We start from the raw sequence: 24140 nt of genomic DNA on the forward strand, positions 1-24140 counted from the left end.
CTAAAACGAAATCGTGGACATCGCCGCAGGCAGCTCAAACTGCCCACTGACGGCTGTATCAAGACACTGCTGCCAGTTTTCCTCACTCCACAATTCGAATTTTTTGCCCTGCCCGACGAGCACGAGTTTTTTATCCAACTGCGCGTATTTGCGCAGTGAAGCGGGCAACAAAATGCGACCGTTGCCATCCATTTCCAATTCGCTGGCGTAACCCAGCAGCAGGCGTTGAATGCGGCGCACATTAGGGTCGGTGCTAGGCAGTGCTTCCAGTTGCGCTTCCAAGGTTTGCCACACGGGCAGCGGATAAATGCGCAGGCAACTGTCTTGGATGTCGATAGTGGCGACCAATTGACCACGGCACAGCTCAGCCAGTACTTCACGGTACTTGGCTGGAATCGCCAATCGCCCTTTCGGGTCTAGATTGATTTCCGCTATGCCTCGAAACATGGCCTATCCCTGGTGCGCAGGTGCAGCAAATCCCATATTCGCCACTTTTACCCACTTTTCACCACAGAGGCACACTATAGGGGGCAAAAAACCTTGTCAAGGCAGGAAAATGGCGCGTTCAGCGCAGTTCGCCTCAATTTATCGCCAGATAGCAGCAAGTTATCGACTTTTCATGATGGTCAAAATCTATACAAATCATGGCAATAGAAAACAAACCTAAAGTAAAACCTTAAGTTTAATTTGTTTGAGAAGGGGTATTGAAGAAAGAAGAAAAAATTAGAGCTGGCCGATAAGCCGGGTTCTGTCGTGGACAACCATTCATCTGGGACCTGCGTCACCGCAGACCTCAAGCGACCTACCCGAACCCAACGCGGGCCGCGCCAAAGGGTTCCTATTTGGTCTTGCTCCGAGTGGGGTTTACCGTGCCGGTCTGTTACCAGACTCGCGGTGCGCTCTTACCGCACCATTTCACCCTTACCACGCAGCTTTGCAGCCCGTTCGGCGGTTTGCTTTCTGTTGCACTGGCCGTCGGCTCACGCCGCCCAGGCGTTACCTGGCACTCTGCCCTATGGAGCCCGGACTTTCCTCCACCTTTTGCAAGGCAGCGATTGTCTGGCCAACTCCGCGCGCAAGAATAATCGCGCAGCGCTGCTTTAGCAAATCAAAAAATTATTTGCTGACTTTGAAATCAGTTTTAGTGCGATCCCACACAGCACCGCTCAAACCTTTTTCGCGCAATTTGTATTTTTGCACTTTGTTGGTTGGCGTCATGGGCAATTCACTCACAAATTCGATGTAGCGCGGCACAAAAAAGTAAGGCGCGTTATCGTTGATGTAGCGCGCCAATTCTTCTGCGCTGACGGAAGCATCGGGTTTCAATACCACATCAATTTTTAATTCTGCTTCGCTCTCAATGTGTTCTGATGGAATACCAAAACAGGCGACCGCTTGCACAGCGGGATGCTGCATCACAGCGTGCTCCACTTGCAGAGAAGAAATATTGCGGCCTTTATCACGAATGTAATCGCTTTTTCTATCGACAAAAAAGTAATCGCCATCTGCATCGCGCACACCGAGATCTCCGGTGCGATACCATTCGCCAAAATACGCATTGTTGGTGGCGTTTGGATTTTCAAAATAACCATTGAAAATCGCAAACGGCCGCAGCGGGTGTAAACAGAATTCCCCTGGCGTTCCCGCAGGACATTCATTGCCTGCATCATCGCGAATAGAAACTTCCACACCCGTGGCAACACTACCGAGACAATTAGGCTTCCACTGCTTTTCACCATCTTCTAAACAGCGCAAAATCAGTGCCGCTTCACTTTGCCCGAAACCTTTTTGTATGCGCTCAATACCAAAGCGCTGCATAAACGGTTTTGTCATATGCGGCGGCAGCGGAATCACATTGGCATAACGCAGTGTGGTTTTGGCATCGTCTGGCGTTTCTGGCGCGTTCCACAAAAACATGTGCATTGCGCCCAGTGTTGTCGTTTCTGTCGCGCCATAGTGTTTGATGCGATCCCAAAAATTAGATGCGGAAAAATGCTCATCCAGCGCAACGGGAAGCCCAACAATCAATGCACGGAAAACACTGGTAATCCACGCGCCGGTGTTGTACAGCGGCATGCAGTTATAAATCACATCACCGGCTTTTGCTGCAAAATATTCGCGCGCACTTTCTGCAGCGTTGATCCACACATTGTGCGGCTGCATCACGCCTTTGGATTTTCCGGTGGTGCCAGATGTCCACAAAATAGCGCAAGTATCGCCGTAAGAAACATCAACAGCATCAGGCTCTGCATCCGATAGTTTTTCAAACGCGGCTAGATCCACCGCGCCAGCAGGCAAGCTGCCGCCTGCATTAACTTTTACAACTAAAGATTGATAACTCTTGCTATCCACAGCGTCTGCAAGGCGCGGATATTTATCCGTATCGGTGACTAACACTTTGCCTTTGCTTTCTTCGATAGCTTCGCGCAACCACTCGCCTTTGTAATCACCATTGATCGGCACCCACACTGCGCCGAGTTTGTTGGCAGCAAATGCCATCATGATAAATTCCACACAGCTGCGCATAAAAATAATAACGCGATCATCTTTTTGCACGCCAAGATTTTTCAATCCCGCCGCGTAGCGATTCACTGTGCGATTTACTTCGCCATAGGTGTAGCAGCGATCATCCACTAAATAACACGGCGCATCGGGAATCGCTTGCGCCTGCAACATCAAAATGCGACCCAGTGTGCGATCAGCAGGGTTTTCGAGTGGCAGTACATTCATGGCGCATTTCCTATCCGTCAAAATAGCTGCTCACACTACCAGTGCAGCCGACAAAAACACAACGCAAGACACTGCGCTTTTTAACTAGCGACTATCTACTTCTCTTTCACCATTTCTTGGTAGAGTGAAAACCTTTTTTGCACGGGATGATGGATATGGGCAACGCAAAAACCAACGACAACCACTACGACTACATCGTGGTCGGTGGCGGCTCCACCGGCTGTATCGTTGCCGGACGGCTCGCTGAAGCAGGCGCGGGCAGCGTGCTGTTACTGGAAGGCGCCGATCGCGCCGAAGCAAACCCCGAAACGCTGAGCGCTGACGGTTTCAAATACGCCTTCGCCAACGACAAAGTGATGTTGGATCGCATGAGCGCCGAGCAAGCACAGTGCGGCGGTCGCACGCTGTACGCTGGTTCTGGTCGTGGCATGGGCGGCAGCGGCAGCGTCAACGGCATGGTCTATACCCGTGGCGACAAACACGATTTCGCGCAGTGGCCTCAAGGATGGCAGTGGGACGATGTCGCGCCCGCCTATGCAAAACTCGAAGAGCGCCTGCGCCCGCGCCACCGCGAAGCCACCGCATTCACCGAAACTGCACTCACCGCCGCCGAAGCCGCTGGCTTCCAACGCAAGCACGGTTTGAATGACGGTCAATTAAATGGCTTTATGGGTTACAACGACATGAACTATGAAGGCGACAAACGCCGCAGTTCTTATGTCGCTTTCATCGCAGAAAATAAATCTTCTACGCTGACAGTAAAAACCAAAAGCTTAGTACAAAAAATTCTTTTTGACGGACAACGCGCCGTAGACATTGAAGCTGTTGTGCAAGGCAAGCTGCAAACTTTTCACGCCAATAAAGAAATTATTTTGTGTGCTGGCGCACTGGAAACACCAAAATTGTTGATGTTGTCTGGTGTTGGTCCACAGGCGCATTTGCAATCTTTCAACATTCCCGTGATCAAAGATGTCGCCAGCATAGGCAGCAACTTACAAGACCACCCCAATGTGTCGCTGTTTTTTCAAGGCAGAAAACCGGTCGATTTTCGCTACCCACAAATGTATGGCTTCACGCGTTGCAATCCAGATTTAGATTTACCTGCCGATCAAGCCGATACTTGTTTTGCATGGTTAGCTGCACCAGTGACCATGCAACAATCGATGACGCGCATGGCACCTGCAACGATACTGCACGGCAAAAAGTTTTTTAATCCAGTGTTGAAAGGTTTGATTCGCTGCGCATTAAAAATTGCACTGCTATTGCCGCCAGTGAATCGCTTTATCAATAATTTGTACGGCATTGTGATTATTCTGGGCAAACCACTGTCGCGCGGCACGCTGCGCTTGGCATCGCGCAATGTGAAAGATCCGGCCGTGATCGATCTCGCTTACTACAACAATCCCGCTGACATGGAAACGATGATTAACGGCGTAGAGCTTGCTAAAAAAATTGGCGCGCACGAAGGCTTAAAAACCTGGGGCAATCGTTTAATGGCACCACCCACGCGCTCCAGTAAACGCGAAGTGCTGAAAAAATGGATTATCAATACCAGCATGACCACCTTTCATTACTGCGGCACTTGCACCATGGGCGAACAGGATGACGCGCCCGTAGATACGCGCTTAAAACTGAAAGGTATTGACGGCTTGCGTATTGCTGATGCCTCGGTGATTCCTGTCATTCCTGTCTCCGCACTCAATGCACCGTCGATGATGATTGCGAACCGCGCGGTGGATTTTATTTTGCAGGACACCAATAAGTATTAATTTACTCGGCACGCAAGGCTTCGATCGGATCTAGCCGCGAAGCCTGCCACGCGGGCGCAATCCCCGAAAACAGCCCAATCACTGCCGACAAACCAAACGACAGCACAAAATAAAATGCCTGAATAGTGATTGGCATGCTGGGCATCACCGCTTTTAGTCCACCCAATAATAACGCCACGCTGAGTAAACCCAACGCTCCACCCAATACCGACAAAAAAATCGCTTCGCCCAAAAACAGTAACAGCAGTTGTTGCTGCGTTGTTCCCATCGCGCGCAATAAACCAATTTCGGCTGTGCGTTCACGCAAAGTGGTTGTCATGATCGTGAGCACACCAACACCACCCACCAATAACGAAATGCTGCCCAAAGCTGCAATCGCCATCGTCAGCAAACTCAGAATACGATCCAAACTGGATAACATATCGTCTTGCGTGAATAGCGTGACATCGTCATCGCCGTGTAAGTCACGAATTTTTTGTTTAATTTTTTCTGAGATGATTTCTGATGTGGTGTTGTCAGAAAAAACTACATCCATTTCTTGCAAGTTTTCACGATTGAACAATTGCAGTGCGCGACCGGCAGGAATGTAAGCAATCTCATCCAAATCAGTGCCTAAAAAACTGCCTTTGCTTTCCATCACACCGACCACACGAAAACGCGCGCTGCCAATGCGTACAAATTGCCCCAATGGATTATCGTCAGCAAACAAGGCTTGTCGCAATTTACTGCCCAGTACCACGAAAGGTCGCGCATTATTGGGATCGTCCGCCGGCAAAAAACTGCCCACGGCTACCGGCATTTGCCACGCGGCAGAGGCCTCACTGCCCACACCAAAAATATCGGTGTCGCGCGAACGCGAGCCGATAGCAACACGCCCCGTGCCCATCACTATCGGCACCACATACTGCACATCGCGCAAATGACGCAGTGCTTCGCTATCCGAAATAGTCAACGGACGCACGGTGCTCAATACGCCCGCCATGCCCATGGTTTGATTTTTTCCCGGCGAGACTTTGACAATGCGCGAGCCAAATTGCGAAAAACTATCCAGCACATACAGGCGCAAGCCTTCGCCCACCGCTGTTAGCAAAATAACAGCGGCAATACCAATGCCAATGCCTGTTGCCGTCAGCAATGTGCGCAGACGACCAGCGCGCAGCGCACAAAAAATCCATTGCAACGCGTCTGCTGTTCTCATGTCATTTTTCCTGCCAGCGCATCGACGGGTTGTTGTCGCGCCGCGCGCGTCGCAGGCAGCCACGCAAAAACCAAACCAGAAAAAAGCGCGATGCACATGGATGTCACCACAGCCCACCACGGCGCAGCAAACGGCACACTAGGCCACAACCATCGCCCAACCAACACCAGCAACTCACCGACAAATACGCCACACAACGCACCCGCCAAACACAGCAACAACGATTCCAATAAAAACAAACGCCGCACATGATGATCGGATGCGCCAAGTGCTTTGAGCAACCCAATTTCTTTCGTGCGTTGCGAAACGCTGATCAGCGTCAAATTCATCACCAACACGCCAGCCACCAGCAAACTAATGCCCGCGATGGCACCGACACCCAGCGTTAGTGCCGCAAAAATATTGTCGAAAGTTTTCATCATGGAATCAGGTTTGACGACCGTGACATCCTCTTCACCTTGATGCAATTCACGAAATGCATCCAATAATTCTGTTTGTAATTTGTCGATGTTGTAATACTCGCGCGGCTGTACGATCACACGAAACAAACCTTCACGATTGAACAACATTTGCGTTGAAGCCACTGGCACAATCACGGCATCACTGAGATCAAAACCGGAAGAGTCTGCCTTACCCGATAGCAAACCAATGACACGAAAACGGCGATCACCAATTTTCAGCCATGCACCCACAGGCTGTTGGCTGCCGAATAATTCATCCCGTACTTTGCTGCCAATTACGCAAATCGGTTGTGCGATATCGTTATCCACTTCAGGAAAAATGGAGCCATTCGTGACTCTCAATTCGCGTATCGAAAAATAATCTGCGTTTGTACCGAGGATCATTACATCACGCGTTCGTGTATTAGCAGAGACTTCTGTTTTTCCTGCCATCAGCGGCGCAATACGCCATGCACCGTGCAAGCGTGTGTGCAAGGCTTTGACATCAGCGAGCGTAACATCGCGTGTTGCCGTACCAACTGGCGGCGGCCCACCACCGCCCGTGGTTTCTTTGCGTCCAGGCATCACCACCAATAAATTCGTTCCCATGGATGCAAATTCATTGCGCACATAGCCGCGCGCGCCTTCGCCCAATGCAGTAAAAGCCACAACAGAACCTACGGCGAGCGTCATCGCTAACAACATCATCGCGGTGCGAAAACGGTAGCGGCGCAGAACGACAACGGCGAAATGCACACTGTCGCGCCAACTGATTCCTGTTACAGAATTAAGCGAAGAATCGGGAACCGAATCTTGTGAAAAATTATTGCTGACTGGATGCATTGTTATTGTCGCTGGCGATGCGTCCATCACTAAATACTATTTGCCGATGCGCACGCGCGCCCAAAATCTTATCGTGTGTCACCATCAATAGCGTGATACCCGACGCATTCAATTCTTCCAATAACACCATCACATCGTGACCGGAACGACTGTCTAAATTACCGGTTGGCTCATCCGCTAAAATAATTTGCGGCTTCATGACTACAGCGCGACCAATCGCCACGCGCTGTCGCTGCCCGCCTGATAACTGCTGCGGCAAATGATCGGCGCGCGACTCTAAATGCAGGCGCTGCAAAACATCGTATGAACGCACACGACGCTCTGCAGGGGCAACACCCGCCAGCACCATGGGCAACTCAATGTTTTCTCTTGCGGTTAAGCGCGGCACAAGATGATACGCCTGAAACACGAAACCAATTTTTTCACGCCGCACACGAGCGCGCGCTTCTTCATGCAGACCTACTGTTTCCACATCGCCCAAAATATAGGATCCACTATCGGGCGTATCCAACAAACCCATCACATTTAATAAAGTAGATTTGCCAGAGCCAGAAGGCCCCATGACAGAAACATAATCGCCAGCATCAATGGTTAGACTCACGCCATTCAACGCGCGAATTTCTTCATCACCGAGCGTAAATTGACGAACGATATTCTCTAAACGAATCACAACGGTTTTTTCGCAGCAGCTTTTCTATCTTCTTCTGTCTCTTCACGCGCAGAAACACCGTCTTCAACACCTTGTCTATCCGGCGTCAACACCACTTTATCTCCCGCCTGCAAACCACCACTCACTTCTGTCATAGTCCAGTTTGTTAAACCTGTCACGATGTCTCGCTTATGCAACTTATCACTCTCTAAAACATACACACTTTTCTTATCCATAATGGATTCTGTTGGTACTCGTAACACGCTATTGCGAGCATCAAGAATAATTTCCACGTCTGCACTATAACCAATTAATAAATTGATACCTTCTGGAAGATTATCAAAGCGCACATCGACATCCACCGTGCGTGCTTGTTTTTCAACTTCATCTACATAAGGTGCAACTCGCGTCACATGCCCTGCAAAAGATTGCCCACGAAATGCGTCAAGTGTGATACGTACCGGTTGTCCAACGCGTAGGGATTTTGCGTCCACCTCATCAATCGGTGCAGTGATGTACAAGCATTGATTGTTCATCATCTCAATTACTGGTTTTGTTAATACACCAGAAGGTGAGGGCGTGACATATTCACCCAACTCACTGTTAATTTCGACCACTACGCCATCATAAGGAGCACGCAGGAAAGTTAAGTCATAGTGTGATTGCACTAAATCCAAATTAGCACGACTCATTTTTACCTGCGCTTCTGCCGCATCACACGCCTGTTTTGTTGTAGATGACAAAGTGTGTGCCGCTTCTGTTTGTGCGCTGGAAATTAAGCGTTTTTCATACAAGGATTTTGCACGCTGACTGTCGCGCGCGTTTTGATTAGCGCTGATGCAGGCCTGTTTCTGTTGATGCTCAGCGGCAGACAGACTCGCCGCAGCTTGCGCGACATTGGCTTTGCGATCTTCGTTCCACAACTCCACCAACACTTCGCCCGCTGCAACTTTGTCACCTTTTTTAACATTGAGTTTCTGCACCAAGCCGCCAAGCGCCATTGACAACTCTGAACGCTGGCAAGCTTTTACCGTTCCCGCGCGCGTGTTAGCCACCGTGGTTTCCACCACCCCCTGATCCACAGCAACCACCGGCACAGGCAGTGCATCCGGCTTACGCAAATACTTCAGCAAGCCCACAGCCAATAGCAGCGCAAGGATTAGCAACATCCACTTCTTTGATTGAGTCATAGCAACGGCGATCCACCTGCATAAAAACGGCGACAAGACTAGCACATCAAATATTTGTGCCCTTAAACACAAGCACTTACAACGCTGACCACACCATCGCGTCACTTAGTATTTCACGAAAATTTCACTAGAATCTTGCCGCAACTACACGCAGATCATAAACTGGGATGCCTCCATGACGACTCAACACTGGCGCGGTTTTATTGTTTGCCAATTACTCGGCTTAGGCTTGCTGGCCAGCTGGCTGTTTCCCGCCACGCGCGTACTGTGGGATGCCATTGATAAAACCGTGTTTTACACCCTGAATGGCTCGCTCAATCCTGCGCCTTCATTGTGGGGAGAATTCTGGGCGATACTCAATTTTCGTCCGATGGACTTATTGCCTCTTATAGCGATTGCCCCGCTGTTTCTGGTGCCCGATCTCATCATTCCGCGCTCACAGCGCGCAACCGCCTGCATACAAGTGGCGCTGATTCTGCTCGCTATGTTAGTCATTCGTGTGATCGTCAAAGAAATCACCGAGGCGCTGGAATGGCGCGCCTACAGCCCCACGCGCACTCTGCAACCCGCCTACTTTTTGAGTGAGTTGTACCCCAATTGGAATCCTAAAGATGCCTCCAGCAGCAGCTTCCCTGGCGATCACTCGGCGGTGCTGATGATCATCACCAGCTTTCTGCTGCTACAGCGCTTCAACCGTTGGAGCATCTATGTTTTAGCGGTATTTTTTCTATTTGTAACGCCACGCATGGTCGCCGGCGCGCACTGGTTTACCGATGTGGCGGTCGGCGGCTCCTTGATTGCCACACAGTCGATGGCTTACGGCTATTTCACGCCGCGGCCTAAACAATGGGCGGAAAAATTGGCAAACCGCTGGCTACCGCAGGGCTGGCGCTGAGGTTTTAACTCATCCACCACAGGGCGGCAAACAACAGCAGAACGCCCTGCCACGGCTGCACGCTGATACTGTCTTGCCAGTATGGCCACAATATTCCTGCCGCTAATAACAGCGTGAGCAGTGCGCGATTGCGGCGACGGCTCTGTTGCTGCCGTTGCTCCAACTGCACCATTTGCTGTGCTGTCGATTGAATAGCGGGCACCACTTGCTCAAAGCGGCGAATTTGCTCGGCAGCATCGAACAACAACTCCGGCACTTCTGGCATTTTTTCTAACCAACCAGGTCCGTGACGGCGCAATTCTGCCAATACATTTTTGGGGTGATAGCGCTCGTGCATCCAGCGTTCGAGAAACGGCATTGCCGTCTGCCATAAATCCAATTGCGGATAGAGCTGCCGCCCCAACCCTTCAATATTGAGCAGCGTTTTTTGCAGCAATACCAAGGAAGGCTGCACCGTCATGTCAAAACGGCGCGCGGTTTGAAACAAACTCACCAAGATCTGTCCAAAAGAAATTTCGCTGATCGGCTTTTCAAAAATCGGCTCGCACACCGTGCGAATCGCGGCTTCAAAATCAGCGGCACGCGTTTGCGCTGGCACCCAACCGCACTCGATGTGCAACTGCGCCACCAAATGGTAGTCGCGATGAAAAATTGCCAATAAATTGCGTGCCAAATAATACTGATCTTCACGCGATAGAGAGCCGACGATGGCGCAATCCACCGCGATGTATTGCGGGCGTGTCGGGTGTTGCGTAGCCACAAAAATATTGCCCGGGTGCATATCGGCATGAAAAAAATTGTGCTCGAACACTTGTGTGAAAAAAATCTCCACGCCGCGATGCGCCAGCAATTTCATGTCTGTGCCTTGCGCTTGCAGTGCAGCAAGATCTGTGACAGGGATGCCGTAGATGCGCTCCATCACCATCACAGTAGGGCGACAGTAATCCCAATAAATTTTCGGCACATACAGCATCGGCGACTGATCAAAATTGCGCCGCAACTGCGCCGCATTGGCCGCTTCACGCTGCAAATTTAATTCATCGAGAATCGTGTGACGATAATCTTCCACCACTTCCACTGGGCGCAACCTGCGGCCATCGGGTAAAAAGCGTTCCACTTGTTGCGCGATCAAATCCATCAAGGCGAGATCTTTTTCTATCGTCGCGGCGATGTTGGGGCGAATCACTTTCACCACTACGCTTTCACCGCTGGGCAGCACAGCGCTGTGCACTTGCGCCACCGAAGCCGAGGCGAGCGGTTCGCGATCAAACGAGAAAAACACTTCGTCAATTTTTTTTCCAAACGCCGCTTCAACAATGGCAATCAAAGTGTCACTGGCAAACGGTGTGACGCGATCTTGTAAAAAATCCAATTCTTTTACGATGTCATTGGGTACTAAATCCGGTCGCGTCGATAACAACTGACCGAACTTTACAAACACAGGACCTAATGCTTCCAAAGCAAGACGCAGACGCTCACCACGCGATAACTGCGCTGCACAACGAGGCAAAAACCGCAGCGGCGAGACACGCAATAAAAAACGCCCCCAAACAGGCAAGCGCAATAATTGCAATTCATCATCTAAGCGGTAATACACCAGCACACGCAAAATAGTGAACAGACGCAGCGCTGCCATGCATCAACCCTCGCGTTGCTTTTGTTGCGCTAACACAGCAATACCCGCTTGCAGGCGATCCGTGCGCAATTGCAAATCATCCACTTCACGACAAAATTGTGTCACCTCATGGCGACTCGGCACGGTGTCACTTTCAAATTGCAAAAACTCGCGCGCTAATCGTTCAGCTTCACGGCGCGCACCGGAAAACCAAACGCCCGCATGACGCACAGCGCGACCCAACTGATGCGCCACCACATCGCCCGTGCGTTTAGCTAACAGTGCTTCCCAATCGATATCCAAGTGCGCAGCAATCGCTTGCAAGCGCTGCAACAAGGCGCTGTCGCCCGTTAACACCACATGGCTTTCTGACAACGCCGTTGTTTTATGCCGCAAACGCCAGAGCGAAAAAAACGCACTCGCACTGCCCGACAAAGTGGTGTCCGCCGCACCTTCAAACAGCGACCACAACTCCACATGCTGATCGACAAACAATACATACACAGAATGCGAAGGCAGCGTGCAGACGATATGCAACACAGAACCATCTAAATCTTGCAGTGCTTTTTGTGTCGCAGGATCTAAAGCCAAACTGGTGTTGATAGCGCGCTCCATTGCCAACAACACACCGGCTTTAATGGTTGCCGCACCACCCAAACTCGACATTAGGGTTTTACTCCGCGATGCAACGCCACGATACCGCCAGTCATATTGTAAAAATCACACTCAGCAAAGCCTGCGTCTTGCATCATGGTTTTGAGTGTTTCTTGGTCGGGATGCATACGAATGGATTCTGCCAAATAACGATAACTTTCTTCATCGTTGGTAACCATTTTTCCAATCAGCGGCATCGCGCGAAAGGAATAAGTGTCATACGCTTTCGCCAGTAGAGGATTTGCCGGTTTAGAAAATTCCAACACCAACAAACGACCGCCCGGCTTCAACACGCGCAACATAGAGCGCAGTGCCTTGTCTTTATCCGTGACATTGCGCAAACCAAAAGCAATCGTGATGCAATCAAAAGTGTTATCAGGAAAGGGCAGGCACTCGGCATTTGCTTGCGCAAATTGCACATTGCCCACTGCACCGCGATCAATCAAACGGTCGCGACCGACGCTCAACATGGACGCATTGATATCCGCCAATACCACCAAGCCTTCAACGCCCACTAAACGCGAAAACTTGTACGCGAGATCACCTGTGCCACCGGCGATATCCAGCACTTTGTGCCCCACGCGCACACCAGAAACTTCAATCGTGAAACGCTTCCACAAACGGTGTACGCCGCCAGAGAGCAAATCGTTCATCAAGTCATAACGCGATGCTACGGAGTGAAAAACATCTGCTACTTTGCGCTGCTTTTCAGCGACAGGCACTTGCTGGTAGCCAAAATGCGTTTTGTCTTGCAGATCCGTCATGGCTCGCTCGGAAATGGGTAGGAAATGAGGGCGTATTCTACATGGGCGACCCGCACCTTGCCGCTGCCATCCGCTATCATCCTCGCAACCTCAATACTTTTAAGTAGCGCGTCGATGTCAGCCTCCCCACAACACGATTACAGCCAAGCCCCCACCAACCAACAGCTCGACCACATCCAAGGTGAATACGGTCTGCCCTTCGTGGGAAAAACCATCGCCATGTTTGCAGACCCCATCCGCACTTTTCATCAGCACTATCAGCAATTTGGCGCAGTGAGCCGCATCTCGATCACAGGGCAAAAAGCGGTGCTGTTGCTGGGTCCGCAATACCTGCAAACCATCCTGCTGGATACCGAGCGCAATTTCTCGGTAAAAAAAGGCTGGGATATTTTCATGAGTGATTTTTTTGCCGGCGGTTTGTTGATGCGTGACTTCGACGAGCATCGTATGCATCGCCGTATCATGCAGACCGCGTTCAAATCAGAAAATATGCGCGAGTACAGCGAGATCATTCATCGTATCGTGCAAAAAGCCGTGGCACAGTGGCAAAAAAAAAACAATCTATACACTTTTATATCGAAATCAAAAAACTGTTACTCAGCATTGCCTTTGAAGTGTTTTGCAAAGTTGACGCGAAAGACAGTGATGAAGAAAACATCAATCGCGCTTTTATTGATTTGATGGAAGGCTCGATGGGCATGATCCGCAAGGATTGGCCCGGACTGCTGTATCGCCGCGGTATGAACGGCCGTCGCTATCTCACTCACTATTTCAAAAACTTGGTGCAGAAAAAACGCGCTGGCAATGACAACGATATTTTTAGTCACTTCTGTCGTGAAAAAAATGAGGAAGGCGAATATTTCTCCGATACAGAAATTGCTGAGCACATGGTTTTTTTAATGCTGGCGGCGCACGACACCACCACTAGCGCCATCACCATGGCCGGCTACTACCTCGCCAATGACACAGAGTTACAAGACCGCATCTACAGCCACACGCCTTATCCTTTTGATTACGACGACATGATGGAACGCATGCCGCTGCTGGATCAGGTATTTCGTGAAACGCTGCGCTTGCATCCACCCGTGAGCAACATTTTTCGTCGCACGGTGCGCGATTGCACGATCGATGACATTCATATTCCAGCGCACACCATGATTTCTGCACCCGTGCATTACATTCAGCAAATGGATGCGTGGTGGACGCGCGCGCAAACTTTTTGGCCAGAGCGTTTTTCAGAAACCATTGCCGAGCATAAAAAACATCCGTTTATGTGGTCACCCTTTGGCGGTGGCGCGCACAAGTGTATCGGCATGCACTTTGCGGAACTGTTATTCAAAAATACTTTTGCAGAATTGATTCGACACAACCGTTTTCAATTCCAACAAGACCGCTACTTTCCCACCAAGCTACAACATTTTCCTTTTGCAAAACCGGTGGACGATTTGCCACTACAAATCAACAAAAGATGATGTTGCTATTTTGCAATGCGATCATAACGCTGCACCGAAATGGATTGATAACGCCAGTGGTAGGCCAGTACGCGTTCTTGCAATAGCAACGCACGAATCGCTGGTGCTTGCGCGCGCTGTAGCCTTGTCCAAGCTGGTACATCTTGCTCATCAGCAATCAACCAAACGCGCGAGGCATTGTGATTTACGCGCTGTAAATACTGCCAGTCCGGTGCTGGTTCCACACCGCCACCCGCTCTGTACGGCGCAGAGACAAACTCTTGCGTGCGCGGCAGTAGAAACCAAGGATCACGCTGATCCAAGTAGTAATTCAAAGGCATGCGATTAAACGCGGGATATACCAATACCACATCATCTGGCTGAAATTGCTTGACCAAGACTTGCGTCATCGGTCGCCAAATAAATCGTGCGGGCATCGGTTGTAGCGCAAACACGCGCCATGTTTCAAATGCCGATGACAACAATAACGCGAACACTAACAGTGCACGCAACCACCACACTGTATTGCGCAGAGCGATAGCCAATATCGCGCAATAGATTGGCACCAGCGGTGTGAAAAAACGCACCACAAATACTGGCTGACCAATAAAACTTTCTATCAACACCAATAAAATGACTACCAACAAGCCAACAGCCAAACCCACCGCAACATGGCGCCAATGTGAAAAATCTTGCCGCCATTGCAGTAAACTTGCCAGCAATCCACTCAATAAAATGGCCGCAATCACCGGCTCTTGATATAAACCATTATTACCAGCCAACATCCACAATGTAGATTGGATAGATTTCCAACTCGGCACATTCGCCCAACCAATTTGTGCCGCACCATCAGGCGGTCGCGTCAACACAATCGGCAATGCCAGCAACACAAACAGTAACGCGGCAGGCAATAAATAACGCCACGACTGTTTCAAGCCATCGCGCCAAAACATCGCAATCAACAACACTATCGGCAGCAGCGCCGCAAAGTAGTGCGTCCACACAGCCAAACCCGATAGCGCACCCACTAATAACCAATCGCGCAATCGCTGACTTTCACATGCAATCACCCAGCGCCAAAACACCAGCGTCGACAACAACAATGCCAGCGAATAACCACGACAAGTGCGCGTGTGCTCCAACACAATATATTGCGCAACAAACAACAACAGTGCGACATTCGCTGTTGCTACATCAGACAAACGGCGTCCCGCAGCATGCAATGGCAATAACGACAGCAAAACCAAAACAATGGATGTGCTGCGCCAAAAAACTTCACTGTCTCCACTCAGAGGATGCAAAAGCCACAACAATAAATAATGCAACAGCATATTATTTTCTTGTGTTTGTACCATATTCTCGATGCTGTCGATACTGCGCGACATGACGATGCTGAAAACTTCATCAAACCACAGCCCGTAGTGCGTCAAAAAAGGTAGCACTAACAGCAACAGATACGCTGCTGCGCATGCGATACCGATAGCGCTTTGCTTTTCTATCTTCACGGTGATCGCCGCCATAAACGCCACAGCGCGCGTAGAAATGCTACGCCGACTTTGCCACTCAGTTTGCTACGCCCATGCTTTCTCGCTGCAAATATGTAGCCGCACTCCGTACAGCGCAAGGACGGCTTCGCCATCAGAATATCCAACAACAACTTAAAACCTTGTGGCTGTAGCTGCGCGCGAATATCCAGCCACGCTGTTTTACGCATTAAAAAAAAGCCGCTCAGCGGATCTGATACTTTATTCGGCAAGCCACCTCTCACCATAAAAGTGGCGAAACGCGACAATGCGTAACGCCCGCGATTCCACGCCTGCACAGCCCCCCCCCCTTCTGCGTAGCGTGTGGCTATCACCAGATCCACTGGCTGTTGTTGTGCTGCATGTAATAAATGAGAAACCATTGCGGGTGGATGCTGGAAGTCGGCATCCATCACTAACAGATATTCGCCCTGCGCTTCATCAAAACCTGCTGCAATAGCAGACGACAAATCGCGCATAGCCTTGCGTTGTAGCAAACGAATTACAGGCATATCCTTCACCGCTGTTTGCACAACAGATACCGTGCCATCACTCGACGCATCGTCTACGACGATCACTTCATAAGCGACAACCTGATTACTCAACCCATCATGCAAGCACTGCAAAAGCTTGCCAATATTTTCTGCTTCGTTGTAAGTTGGAATAACGATAGATAGCGACAAATTCATCAGCTTTCCCTGCATCAATCGCTGTGTTACTCGATGTTTTGTACTTGCTCACGTATCTGTTCAATCAATACTTTCATTTCCACAGCAGCTTGCGTAGTGATTGCACTGATAGATTTTGACGACAGCGTATTCGCTTCACGATTTAACTCCTGCATCATGAAGTCCAATTTTCGACCTGCGGCTTCTTTGCCGCCCAGAATGCGCTCAACTTCCTTGATGTGTGTATCCAAGCGATCCAATTCCTCATCGACATCACAGCGCTGCGCTAAATGCACCAACTCTTGCTCAATGCGGTCTTGATTGATTTCACCCTGCAACTCCGACAAACGATCACGCAGTTTTTGTTGCTGCATTGATAAAATAGTAGGCAACGCCTCTCGCACAACCATGGCCTGCTCGCGCAATTGCTGTAAGCGCGCCTGAATAACGGCAGCCAATGCAACGCCTTCTCTCGCTCTGACAACTTGCAACTCTTTAACCGCTTCTGTGAACAACGATGTTGCGACAGAGGACAACACATCGCGCTCTACACTGTTCTCACGCAACACGCCAGGGCGAAATAAAAAATCCACCGCATTCATCGGCGAAGCATTTTTCAACAGCGGCTGAATTTGTTCAGCCGCACTCACATATTGCTGCACTAAATCCACATCAACCGTTACTGCATCACGAGTTACCGCTGGTTGAAATTGCAAACTGCAATCCACTTTGCCGCGCTGCAATTGTTTGCGCAGTTGCTCACGCAACGCCGGCTCTAAAAAACGAAAAGTTTCCGGCAGACGAAACCCTGGCTCCAAATAGCGGTGATTCACCGAGCGGATCTCCCAAACCAAAGTCCCCCACACTTCTGCGCGCTCTGTGCGCGCAAAGGCCGTCATGCTGCGCATGGTTTTCTCCTATTTGGCGTCCGCATCAGCTTGCGCCTGCCCTATTGCATCAATGCCCGCTTTATCGCGCTGCTCCCACAACCACTCCCGTGGATATTTCGCCACCAATTCATCCACAATTTTCTGCGCCAGGGTAGCTGGGTCACCTTCCTGCTCTGATTTTTCTACGCGAAAGCCCTTGGCATAATCCTCAGCGCTCACTGCGCCAATCTTCACAGCGATGGCATCGACAGTGACCATGTAAATCTTAGGTAATTGAATATTAAAGCGTTCTCCGCGCCCTTCGCGCACCATGACCGAACAAGGAATCTCACCCCAATAGGTAATTTTTATATCTGCCATTTTTTTCTCCACGCCCATTACTGAGCTATCAAACTGAGCGTGTATTCTGCCACAATACGCCTGCAAAGCTGAGTGATTCGCATGTATTCCGCTGGAGAAAAACATGGCCAAACGTAAAAAAAACCAAGAAGAAACCTTTGAAAATGCCGACGGCTTTCAAATTGAAGATATGGAAGGCAATGCGGTAGAGGACGATATACCCGAAGATGAGGAAGATGGTTTTTGGTCTGACGATGAAGAAGAAAAAGAGGAAGATGATTTCTTCAATTCCGTTGCCGAAGAAAACAACTGGGAACAAGGTTACGACTACTAATTTATCTCCTTCTTTAGTCGTAAAAAAAGCAGGCTCTAGGCCTGCTTTTTTATTGCTACTTAAAAATCAATGAATACCTTGGTCTTTGAACTTTTTACCCAGTGATTCACCACCGTCAATAATCATATTTTGACCAATAATAAATTCCGAATCTTCTGACGCAAAGAACAACACGCCGCGCGCAATATCCAAAGGATAGCCAGGGCGATTCATCGGCAATGTTGCCCCCATCCCTTCACCTACTTTTTTCGTAGTTTCTGGATCCAAACCAATCGCATTACCCACCAACGGCGTGTAAACGCCACCAGGAGACACACAATTTACGCGAATATTTTGCTCTGCCAATTCCAAGGCAAAGGTTTTTGACAACTGCAACACAGCCGCTTTTGCCGCTTGATAAATATGCGGGCCATAGCCTGGCGTTGTCGCAGAAATACTGGCGGTGTTGATGATAGAACCACCATTGCCCTGTTTGCGCATTTGAATCGCTGCATATTTACAACCCAAAAAGACCGAGCGAACCAGCAAAGCAAAAGTAAAGTCAAAATCTTTCGTAGAAATTTCTTCTACTGTGCCGCGCGCGCCAAAAGCACCGGCATTGTTGTGCAAAATATCTAACCGACCAAATTCAGCGACAGCGAAATCAATCATTGCTTTTACACTATCTTCACTGGTGACATCACACTTAAAAAAGCGTGTATTGGCGCCCAATTCCGCAACCACGGCTTTGCCGCCTTCTTCATTCATGTCGGCAACGACAACTTTCGCGCCGTGCTGCAACAACAATTCTGCTGTGCCGCGACCGATACCACTCGCCGCGCCAGTCACAATGGCTACTTTTCCATCCAGTCTTGTGCTCATACAAACCCCTTGATTATTTATCGTGAAAGTAAAAATTATTAAAAAACTATTGTGCGGCGACCATGAACAATAATTCGATCATCCAAATGCGCTCGTACCGCTTGTGCCAAAGTCACTCGTTCTATATCGCGCCCTTTGCGCACCAGATCATCAATCGTATCTTCGTGCGAACTACCTTCTACACCTTGCGCAATGATAGGACCTTCATCCAAATCGGCTGTTGCGTAGTGCGCCGTTGCACCCACCAATTTTACGCCGCGCTCAAACGCTTGATGGTACGGTTTTGCACCTTTAAACGCCGGCAATGTTGAGTGGTGGATGTTAATGATTTGATTGGGGAACTCCGCAATCATTTCATCCGACAACACCTGCATATAGCGCGCCATCACCACGAGGTCGATATTGTATTCTCGCAACAAGGCAATTTCTTTTTGCTCCTGCTCGCGTTTGTTCTCCTTGGCGATTGGAAAAACAAAATAAGGAATTTTGAAAACATCCGCAAAGTAACGCAAATCTTCATGATTTGAAATAATCAGTGGGATATCACAATTCAACTCGCCCACTTTGTAGCGCAGCAGCAAATCATAAATACAGTGTTCATATTTTGAAACAAAAATGGCTACGCGTTTTTTGTGGTCAGCAAAAAATAGCTGCCACTCCATGTCGTGCTTTGCACATTCTTCAGCCAATTGTTTGTTCAATGCTTCTTTGCTGACAGACATATCAGCAATATCAAAATACACGCGATGAAAGAAAATGTTGTGCTCTTCATCGGTGTGCTGCTGCGCATCCAAAATGTTGATGTTATTGCGCAGCAACAAATTGGCAATCGCTGCATTCAAGCCTTTGCGGTCAGGACAGCGCAACAGTAGCGTGGCAGTGTTAGGTCGGTTCATCGACAACTTCTCCGTAGGTCGAAGGCTAATTTTAGATAAAGAATGCTGGGCACAACATGAGCAATCCGCTTACTGACGCGCTAGGCGTCCACGCCGCGAAACGGCGCCTTGCGCATTGCACAGTTCTTGAGATCACACAGGCGGCAAGGTTCAATTTCAGGCGCATTCTTCGCGCCAGGGTTTAAGCCCACCATGCCGAGCAGTGATTTCTGAGGGCGCATCATAATGCCATCGCTCATGGTAATGGGCAGTGCGTCCATACCGTCAAAAAAACGAAACAGAATCGCTTGATCACCGAAATGCCAACCGGTGTAGCCAGGCCCCACTCGCAGCGTTGTGCCGTAACCGCGCTGTTGCGCCTCGGCAGATATTTGATCGGTAAGTGCTTTCATCGCCTCCACTACCATGGCGGAACCCACGGCATCCATCGCCAATGCCTGCCCCAGCTTTCCTTCATCCATCAAACGCTTGGATTCTTGTGTAGCAGCATTGCCCGCACTCGCCAATAAAATCACTACCGATTCCGCGTGACGCAGAATTTTTGGTAGCTGCTCGCTGTGCAGCACCACCTGCTCCACACCGCGCTTCAAATGAATTTTGTCATTTTCGATGCCGCACAATGGCACTTCAATCGCCGCCGCCCAAGGCTCAGCAAATTCGTGAGCGCGCAGCATTTGCTCATCCAAAATTTTCAAAACAGGCTTGCGCGCTTTTTCTGGATCACCGTAGCCCATGAAATTGAGCACGCTGTTGCGATCCAATCGATAGCGATAATTCGTCAAGCGATTAACCAAAGCACGATCAGATACCGGAGTTATCATGCAGCACCTCGCAGACTGCGACGCAGTATCTGTTGCGGGACACATTCCAACAATCGCCATGAAATTATCGTAAATATTGCCGTCAACACCATAGCGAAAATCAAGTACGCCAATAAAAAATATACAGAGTCAGTGAAATATTTTTTTGCCAACAGTGTAGCAAGGTATGCACAAGGCATATGACACAGATACAAGGAATACGAAACAGCCCCAGAAAAACTGAGCACTTTACTTTTACAAAAAAGCTGCATATTGACAGCACCTAGCACAATAAGAAGCGCAGGTATTCCCCACCAAAATGCACGATGAAAGATTAACACTTCATCTTTTTGGTAGAAAGTAACACAAGCCAACAAAAGCCATCCGATGATAAACGAAGTACAAGCAACAACTTGTGGCAACTGCTTTTGTTTCATAAAACAAAAATAAGCAATCAACATGCCTACTACAAATTCCAGCAATATCGTTTGCGTATAAAACTTTATATATCGATTTTCTTGTCCAATCAAAATAGGTAGAACAGTAAGCGAAGCCAAAAATAGCGCAACAAGCCACACTCGTACAACAGCATTAAAACGCCATAGCATTAATGCATACAAAACATAAAAGAACATTTCTAAAGTCAGCGTCCATCCAACAAACAGCAACGGAAAACCCGGCTTCACAAACAATAGACTTTTAATCAACATCGCTACATTTGTAAGATTAGGCTGATCACTAAACCAGTGCTGCGTATCAGAGAAGTAAATGAGAACGGTAAACGCCCAATACGCTGGCACAATACGCACCGCACGTTTGAGCATAAACAAAGCCGCCGCGCGACCACTCGCTTCAATATCTCGCGTGATGTACACGATGATAAATCCGCTGATCACAAAAAAAATATCGACGCCCCAGAAGCCATTAAACTCAGGCAATACAGGGGAGGTGTTTGGCGCAAGGCTATGTTGTAGGCTAGCAATGTGCGCTAAAGCTACCGCCAAGGCAGCAATACCGCGTAAGTACTGTACATTCTCTATGCGAGTAACCGTGGAGTTCATACAGCCTTACCGCCTAGATAACTACTCACGCCGCTACTGTGTTTTCCGGCGGCAACAAGCCCAACTCACCCAAAATGTACGGCACATTTTCTGTCCACGCCAAGGGGTACAAATGAAAGCCTGCAATCGGATAACGCTCTTTCAAAACTCGCATGGTTTCGAGTGAAAAAATCAGCGCTTCTTGTTTTTGATCTTGTGCTTCGCGAATGCGTTTTTCGACATGCGGCGGCACCCAAATGCCCGGCACATGATTCATCATAAATTCCAAACCTTTGTGCGAACGCGGCGGCAAAATACCGGGAAGAATCGCAACTTTTTTTGTCACGCCTTCACGCTCCATCGCCTTCCACCATTTATCAAACACATCCAAATCAAACACAGGTTGTGTCTGCAAAAAATCCACGCCGGCCGCTGCTTTTTTTGCCATCGCACGCGCGAGATGCTCAGGTTTATTGCCCGCCGGATTCGCAGCGCCGCCTATGCACCACTGCATTTTGAAAGGCTCTTCTTTCGCGTTGTCAGCGATTGCGCCACCGCCATAAGATTTTCCTAAGCGGCGCAATTGATTCACCATCATGATGGCGTTGGTGGAATCCATGTCATAAACAGGTTTTGACATGGGATGATCGCCAAAAGTGACATAGTCACCTGTCAAACACAAAATATTGCGAATACCGTGCGCGTAAGCAGAAATTAAATCAGCTTGCATCGCTAACTTTGAGCGATCGCGACAAGTCATCTGCATCACCGGCTCTAAGCCTTGTTGCTTGACATAGATCGCCGTGCCGATCGACGACATTCGCAAAGTTGCCGATGGCATATCCAAAATATTGATTGCATCCACGCCGCGACGGTAATGCGCTAAGTGTTTATCTAAACGCGATAAATCGGGCACTTTCGGTGGTGATAATTCTGCAGTGACAACAAACTCACCATTTTTTATTTTTTTATACAGCTGACTGGTTTCGTACAGTGCGCTCATGCTTGCGCTCCCGCTCCCGCTGCTGCACTGCTTGCAATCAACTGGTCAATTTGTGTATTCGGTATTGGATGCGGCGATTTAATACCGCCATCGCTATCTGTTTTTCCTTCCAAAATACTGCCCACGGCTGATGTGCCGACTATCGACCAATCCACTGCTGGTTGAATGCGCACAATTTTTTCGCTCATATCAAAAATTTGCATCACTTGTGTGTCGGCACGCTCGTGAATTTTGGTCCACACGCAATCGCGATCCGGAAACACTTCGCATTTGCCAAACATGGAGCCACCGCAGGGACCATTACGCATTTGTTTCGGGCAAGTTTGCGGACACACGAGAGAGGTAGAGCGCAGGACGCATTGACCGCAACTGTGACAGCCAAAAACACGCTTCTTGAACCACTCTTCAAAACCGAACAGCACACGGTAGAGGCGGCTTCGCGTCCAGACACGATTGAACATAAACTTACTCACGAGAAAGAAACTTACTTGCGAGTAAGTTTGAGAGAAAACCGTTATATCGTCAAGGGTTTAACGAAAGCTAGAGTTGATCAAATCCAGCATGGCACCACCCGGGCACAGCTCTTTTTCGGTCATGCTGTTGAGTGGGCGTGTGCTGGTACGCAGGAAATCGTGCGTTTCCTCAGCCTCTGGGTCGATGTAGAGCAGGCCGGTGAGAATCTCGCCCTCATGCAGCGCTTTCAACTGCGCAGCCAGTGCCGCACTGCGGTCACGCGGGTCGTGGTCGCTGCCGGTTTTTTGCAGGCGAATAGTAGAGCCATCGTGCAAAGTAACTTCCTGCGCCGTGCCTTCCAAATAATTGGTCACGATCTCTTCGTGCATAGGCACAAAATCGACTGCGCCCGTGGCTTCCAAATGCTCGCGCACATACTCGTAGCTTTTGGTGGAGCCTTTATGATTATTGAAAGTTACGCAAGGCGAAATAACATCAATAAATGCAAAGCCGTGATGCGACATCGCCGCTTTCAATAGTGGTACCAACTGCTCTTTATCACCAGAGAAGCTACGCGCGACAAAAGTAGCGCCCAGTTTCAGCGCGAGGCTCACCAAATCCATCGGTTGATATTGGTTCGCGCTGCCTTTTTTGTTCAGGGAGCCGACATCGGCAGTAGCGGAATCCTGACCTTTGGTCAGCCCATAGCAGCCGTTGTTTTCGACGATGTAAACCATGTTCAACGCACGGCGCGTGACATGCGCGAACTGCCCCATACCGATAGACGCGGTATCACCATCGCCGGACACGCCGATGTACAGCAAATCACGATTCGCTAAATTTGCGCCCGTAGCAATCGAGGGCATACGCCCGTGTACCGAGTTAAAACCGTGCGACTGTCCGAGAAAATAAGTCGGCGTTTTGGACGAGCAACCGATTCCAGATAACTTCGCCACGCGATGTGGCTCTATCGCCAATTCATAGCACGCACGCACAATGGCAGCAGAAACTGAATCATGCCCACAGCCCGCGCACAGAGTAGACAAAGAGCCTTCGTAGTCGCGCAGCGTAAAACCTAAGCTGTTGGGCTGAGCAGAAGGATGTTGGAAACGGCTACGCACATAAGTCATGGCAA

Annotated in this window: 25 protein-coding genes and 1 other RNA gene; 5 read left to right on the plus strand and 21 right to left on the minus strand. The window is 49.4% G+C overall.

Annotated features, from left to right (window positions below; all coding sequences use genetic code 11):
• From mraZ to R3E63_03890, 3 genes are all read right to left on the minus strand, one after another.
• On the minus strand, window positions 1–447 hold the full coding sequence (gene mraZ, locus R3E63_03880) for a division/cell wall cluster transcriptional repressor MraZ (GenBank protein MEZ5539095.1): 447 nt from the start codon (window positions 445–447) through the stop codon (window positions 1–3).
• 274 nt (window positions 448–721) lie between these two features.
• Window positions 722–1071: RNase P RNA component class A (gene rnpB, locus R3E63_03885), an RNA gene on the minus strand.
• Window positions 1072–1116: 45 nt separating this feature from the next.
• A complete protein-coding gene (locus R3E63_03890) occupies window positions 1117–2730 on the minus strand; it encodes an AMP-binding protein (GenBank protein ID MEZ5539096.1) in 1614 nt (537 codons plus the stop codon).
• A gap of 155 nt (window positions 2731–2885) precedes the next feature.
• On the opposite strand from R3E63_03890, the gene R3E63_03895 reads away from it, so the two are divergent.
• Window positions 2886–4499: a GMC family oxidoreductase gene (locus tag R3E63_03895; GenBank protein MEZ5539097.1), complete on the plus strand. Its 1614-nt coding sequence runs from the start codon at window positions 2886–2888 to the stop codon at window positions 4497–4499.
• 1 nt (window position 4500) lies between these two features.
• On the opposite strand, the gene R3E63_03900 is transcribed toward R3E63_03895, so the two are convergent.
• The 4 genes from R3E63_03900 to R3E63_03915 are packed head-to-tail and all read right to left on the minus strand — an operon-like array spanning window position 4501 to window position 8819.
• Window positions 4501–5697: an ABC transporter permease gene (locus tag R3E63_03900; GenBank protein ID MEZ5539098.1), complete on the minus strand. Its 1197-nt coding sequence runs from the start codon at window positions 5695–5697 to the stop codon at window positions 4501–4503.
• On the minus strand, window positions 5694–6980 hold the full coding sequence (locus tag R3E63_03905; GenBank protein MEZ5539099.1) for an ABC transporter permease: 1287 nt from the start codon (window positions 6978–6980) through the stop codon (window positions 5694–5696). The genes R3E63_03900 and R3E63_03905 overlap by 4 nt, the downstream gene beginning before the upstream one ends.
• Window positions 6961–7650 carry an ABC transporter ATP-binding protein gene (locus tag R3E63_03910; protein ID MEZ5539100.1) on the minus strand — a complete coding sequence of 230 codons (690 nt, stop codon included), beginning with the start codon at window positions 7648–7650 and terminating at the stop codon, window positions 6961–6963. The genes R3E63_03905 and R3E63_03910 overlap by 20 nt, the downstream gene beginning before the upstream one ends.
• The gene (locus R3E63_03915) at window positions 7647–8819 is read right to left on the minus strand and encodes an efflux RND transporter periplasmic adaptor subunit (GenBank protein ID MEZ5539101.1); all 1173 of its coding nucleotides are present in this window, start codon (window positions 8817–8819) and stop codon (window positions 7647–7649) included. The genes R3E63_03910 and R3E63_03915 overlap by 4 nt, the downstream gene beginning before the upstream one ends.
• Window positions 8820–8994: 175 nt before the next feature.
• On the opposite strand from R3E63_03915, the gene R3E63_03920 reads away from it, so the two are divergent.
• The gene (locus tag R3E63_03920) at window positions 8995–9714 is read left to right on the plus strand and encodes a phosphatase PAP2 family protein (GenBank protein MEZ5539102.1); all 720 of its coding nucleotides are present in this window, start codon (window positions 8995–8997) and stop codon (window positions 9712–9714) included.
• A gap of 4 nt (window positions 9715–9718) precedes the next feature.
• Here R3E63_03920 and ubiB read toward each other — a convergent pair whose 3' ends face one another.
• From ubiB to ubiE, 3 genes are read right to left on the minus strand one after another with little or no spacing between them, the layout of a single operon-like run.
• On the minus strand, window positions 9719–11350 hold the full coding sequence (gene ubiB, locus R3E63_03925; GenBank protein ID MEZ5539103.1) for a ubiquinone biosynthesis regulatory protein kinase UbiB: 1632 nt from the start codon (window positions 11348–11350) through the stop codon (window positions 9719–9721).
• Window positions 11351–11353: 3 nt separating this feature from the next.
• A complete protein-coding gene (locus R3E63_03930) occupies window positions 11354–11995 on the minus strand; it encodes an SCP2 sterol-binding domain-containing protein (protein MEZ5539104.1) in 642 nt (213 codons plus the stop codon).
• Complete coding sequence (gene ubiE, locus R3E63_03935; GenBank protein MEZ5539105.1) at window positions 11995–12747, minus strand: bifunctional demethylmenaquinone methyltransferase/2-methoxy-6-polyprenyl-1,4-benzoquinol methylase UbiE; 753 nt, start codon at window positions 12745–12747, stop codon at window positions 11995–11997. The genes R3E63_03930 and ubiE overlap by 1 nt, the downstream gene beginning before the upstream one ends.
• A gap of 114 nt (window positions 12748–12861) precedes the next feature.
• On the opposite strand from ubiE, the gene R3E63_03940 reads away from it, so the two are divergent.
• A complete protein-coding gene (locus tag R3E63_03940; GenBank protein ID MEZ5539106.1) occupies window positions 12862–13428 on the plus strand; it encodes a cytochrome P450 in 567 nt (188 codons plus the stop codon).
• Window positions 13362–14219, plus strand: coding sequence for a cytochrome P450 (locus R3E63_03945; GenBank protein MEZ5539107.1), 858 nt, complete (start codon window positions 13362–13364; stop codon window positions 14217–14219). Before R3E63_03940 ends, R3E63_03945 begins: the two co-directional genes overlap by 67 nt.
• A 5-nt stretch (window positions 14220–14224) precedes the next feature.
• Here R3E63_03945 and R3E63_03950 read toward each other — a convergent pair whose 3' ends face one another.
• The 4 genes from R3E63_03950 to R3E63_03965 are packed head-to-tail and all read right to left on the minus strand — an operon-like array spanning window position 14225 to window position 17639.
• Complete coding sequence (locus tag R3E63_03950; GenBank protein ID MEZ5539108.1) at window positions 14225–15718, minus strand: glycosyltransferase family 39 protein; 1494 nt, start codon at window positions 15716–15718, stop codon at window positions 14225–14227.
• The gene (locus R3E63_03955) at window positions 15700–16410 is read right to left on the minus strand and encodes a polyprenol monophosphomannose synthase (protein ID MEZ5539109.1); all 711 of its coding nucleotides are present in this window, start codon (window positions 16408–16410) and stop codon (window positions 15700–15702) included. The genes R3E63_03950 and R3E63_03955 overlap by 19 nt, the downstream gene beginning before the upstream one ends.
• A gap of 26 nt (window positions 16411–16436) precedes the next feature.
• Window positions 16437–17297 carry a YicC/YloC family endoribonuclease gene (locus R3E63_03960; GenBank protein ID MEZ5539110.1) on the minus strand — a complete coding sequence of 287 codons (861 nt, stop codon included), beginning with the start codon at window positions 17295–17297 and terminating at the stop codon, window positions 16437–16439.
• 9 nt (window positions 17298–17306) lie between these two features.
• Window positions 17307–17639 carry a virulence factor gene (locus tag R3E63_03965; protein MEZ5539111.1) on the minus strand — a complete coding sequence of 111 codons (333 nt, stop codon included), beginning with the start codon at window positions 17637–17639 and terminating at the stop codon, window positions 17307–17309.
• Between the two features lie 103 nt (window positions 17640–17742).
• On the opposite strand from R3E63_03965, the gene R3E63_03970 reads away from it, so the two are divergent.
• Window positions 17743–17952 (plus strand): hypothetical protein, encoded by a 210-nt coding sequence (locus tag R3E63_03970; GenBank protein MEZ5539112.1) that lies wholly within the window; start codon window positions 17743–17745, stop codon window positions 17950–17952.
• A gap of 66 nt (window positions 17953–18018) precedes the next feature.
• Here the strand turns inward: R3E63_03970 and R3E63_03975 are convergent, their stop codons facing one another.
• The 7 genes from R3E63_03975 to R3E63_04005 form a co-directional block, all read right to left on the minus strand.
• On the minus strand, window positions 18019–18813 hold the full coding sequence (locus R3E63_03975; GenBank protein MEZ5539113.1) for a glucose 1-dehydrogenase: 795 nt from the start codon (window positions 18811–18813) through the stop codon (window positions 18019–18021).
• Window positions 18814–18851: 38 nt separating this feature from the next.
• The gene (purU, locus tag R3E63_03980) at window positions 18852–19709 is read right to left on the minus strand and encodes a formyltetrahydrofolate deformylase (protein MEZ5539114.1); all 858 of its coding nucleotides are present in this window, start codon (window positions 19707–19709) and stop codon (window positions 18852–18854) included.
• An 80-nt stretch (window positions 19710–19789) separates the two neighbouring features.
• Window positions 19790–20530, minus strand: coding sequence for a hypothetical protein (locus R3E63_03985; GenBank protein MEZ5539115.1), 741 nt, complete (start codon window positions 20528–20530; stop codon window positions 19790–19792).
• A complete protein-coding gene (locus R3E63_03990; GenBank protein ID MEZ5539116.1) occupies window positions 20527–21570 on the minus strand; it encodes an acyltransferase in 1044 nt (347 codons plus the stop codon). Before R3E63_03990 ends, R3E63_03985 begins: the two co-directional genes overlap by 4 nt.
• A 25-nt stretch (window positions 21571–21595) precedes the next feature.
• The gene (locus tag R3E63_03995) at window positions 21596–22552 is read right to left on the minus strand and encodes a methylenetetrahydrofolate reductase (protein MEZ5539117.1); all 957 of its coding nucleotides are present in this window, start codon (window positions 22550–22552) and stop codon (window positions 21596–21598) included.
• Complete coding sequence (locus R3E63_04000) at window positions 22549–23013, minus strand: methylenetetrahydrofolate reductase C-terminal domain-containing protein (protein MEZ5539118.1); 465 nt, start codon at window positions 23011–23013, stop codon at window positions 22549–22551. The genes R3E63_03995 and R3E63_04000 overlap by 4 nt, the downstream gene beginning before the upstream one ends.
• 69 nt (window positions 23014–23082) lie before the next feature.
• The gene (locus R3E63_04005) at window positions 23083–24135 is read right to left on the minus strand and encodes a 2-oxoacid:ferredoxin oxidoreductase subunit beta (protein MEZ5539119.1); all 1053 of its coding nucleotides are present in this window, start codon (window positions 24133–24135) and stop codon (window positions 23083–23085) included.
• Window positions 24136–24140 lie beyond the last annotated feature (5 nt).

Source organism: Pseudomonadales bacterium (genome assembly GCA_041395665.1).
Lineage (GTDB): Bacteria > Pseudomonadota > Gammaproteobacteria > Pseudomonadales > UBA7239 > UBA7239.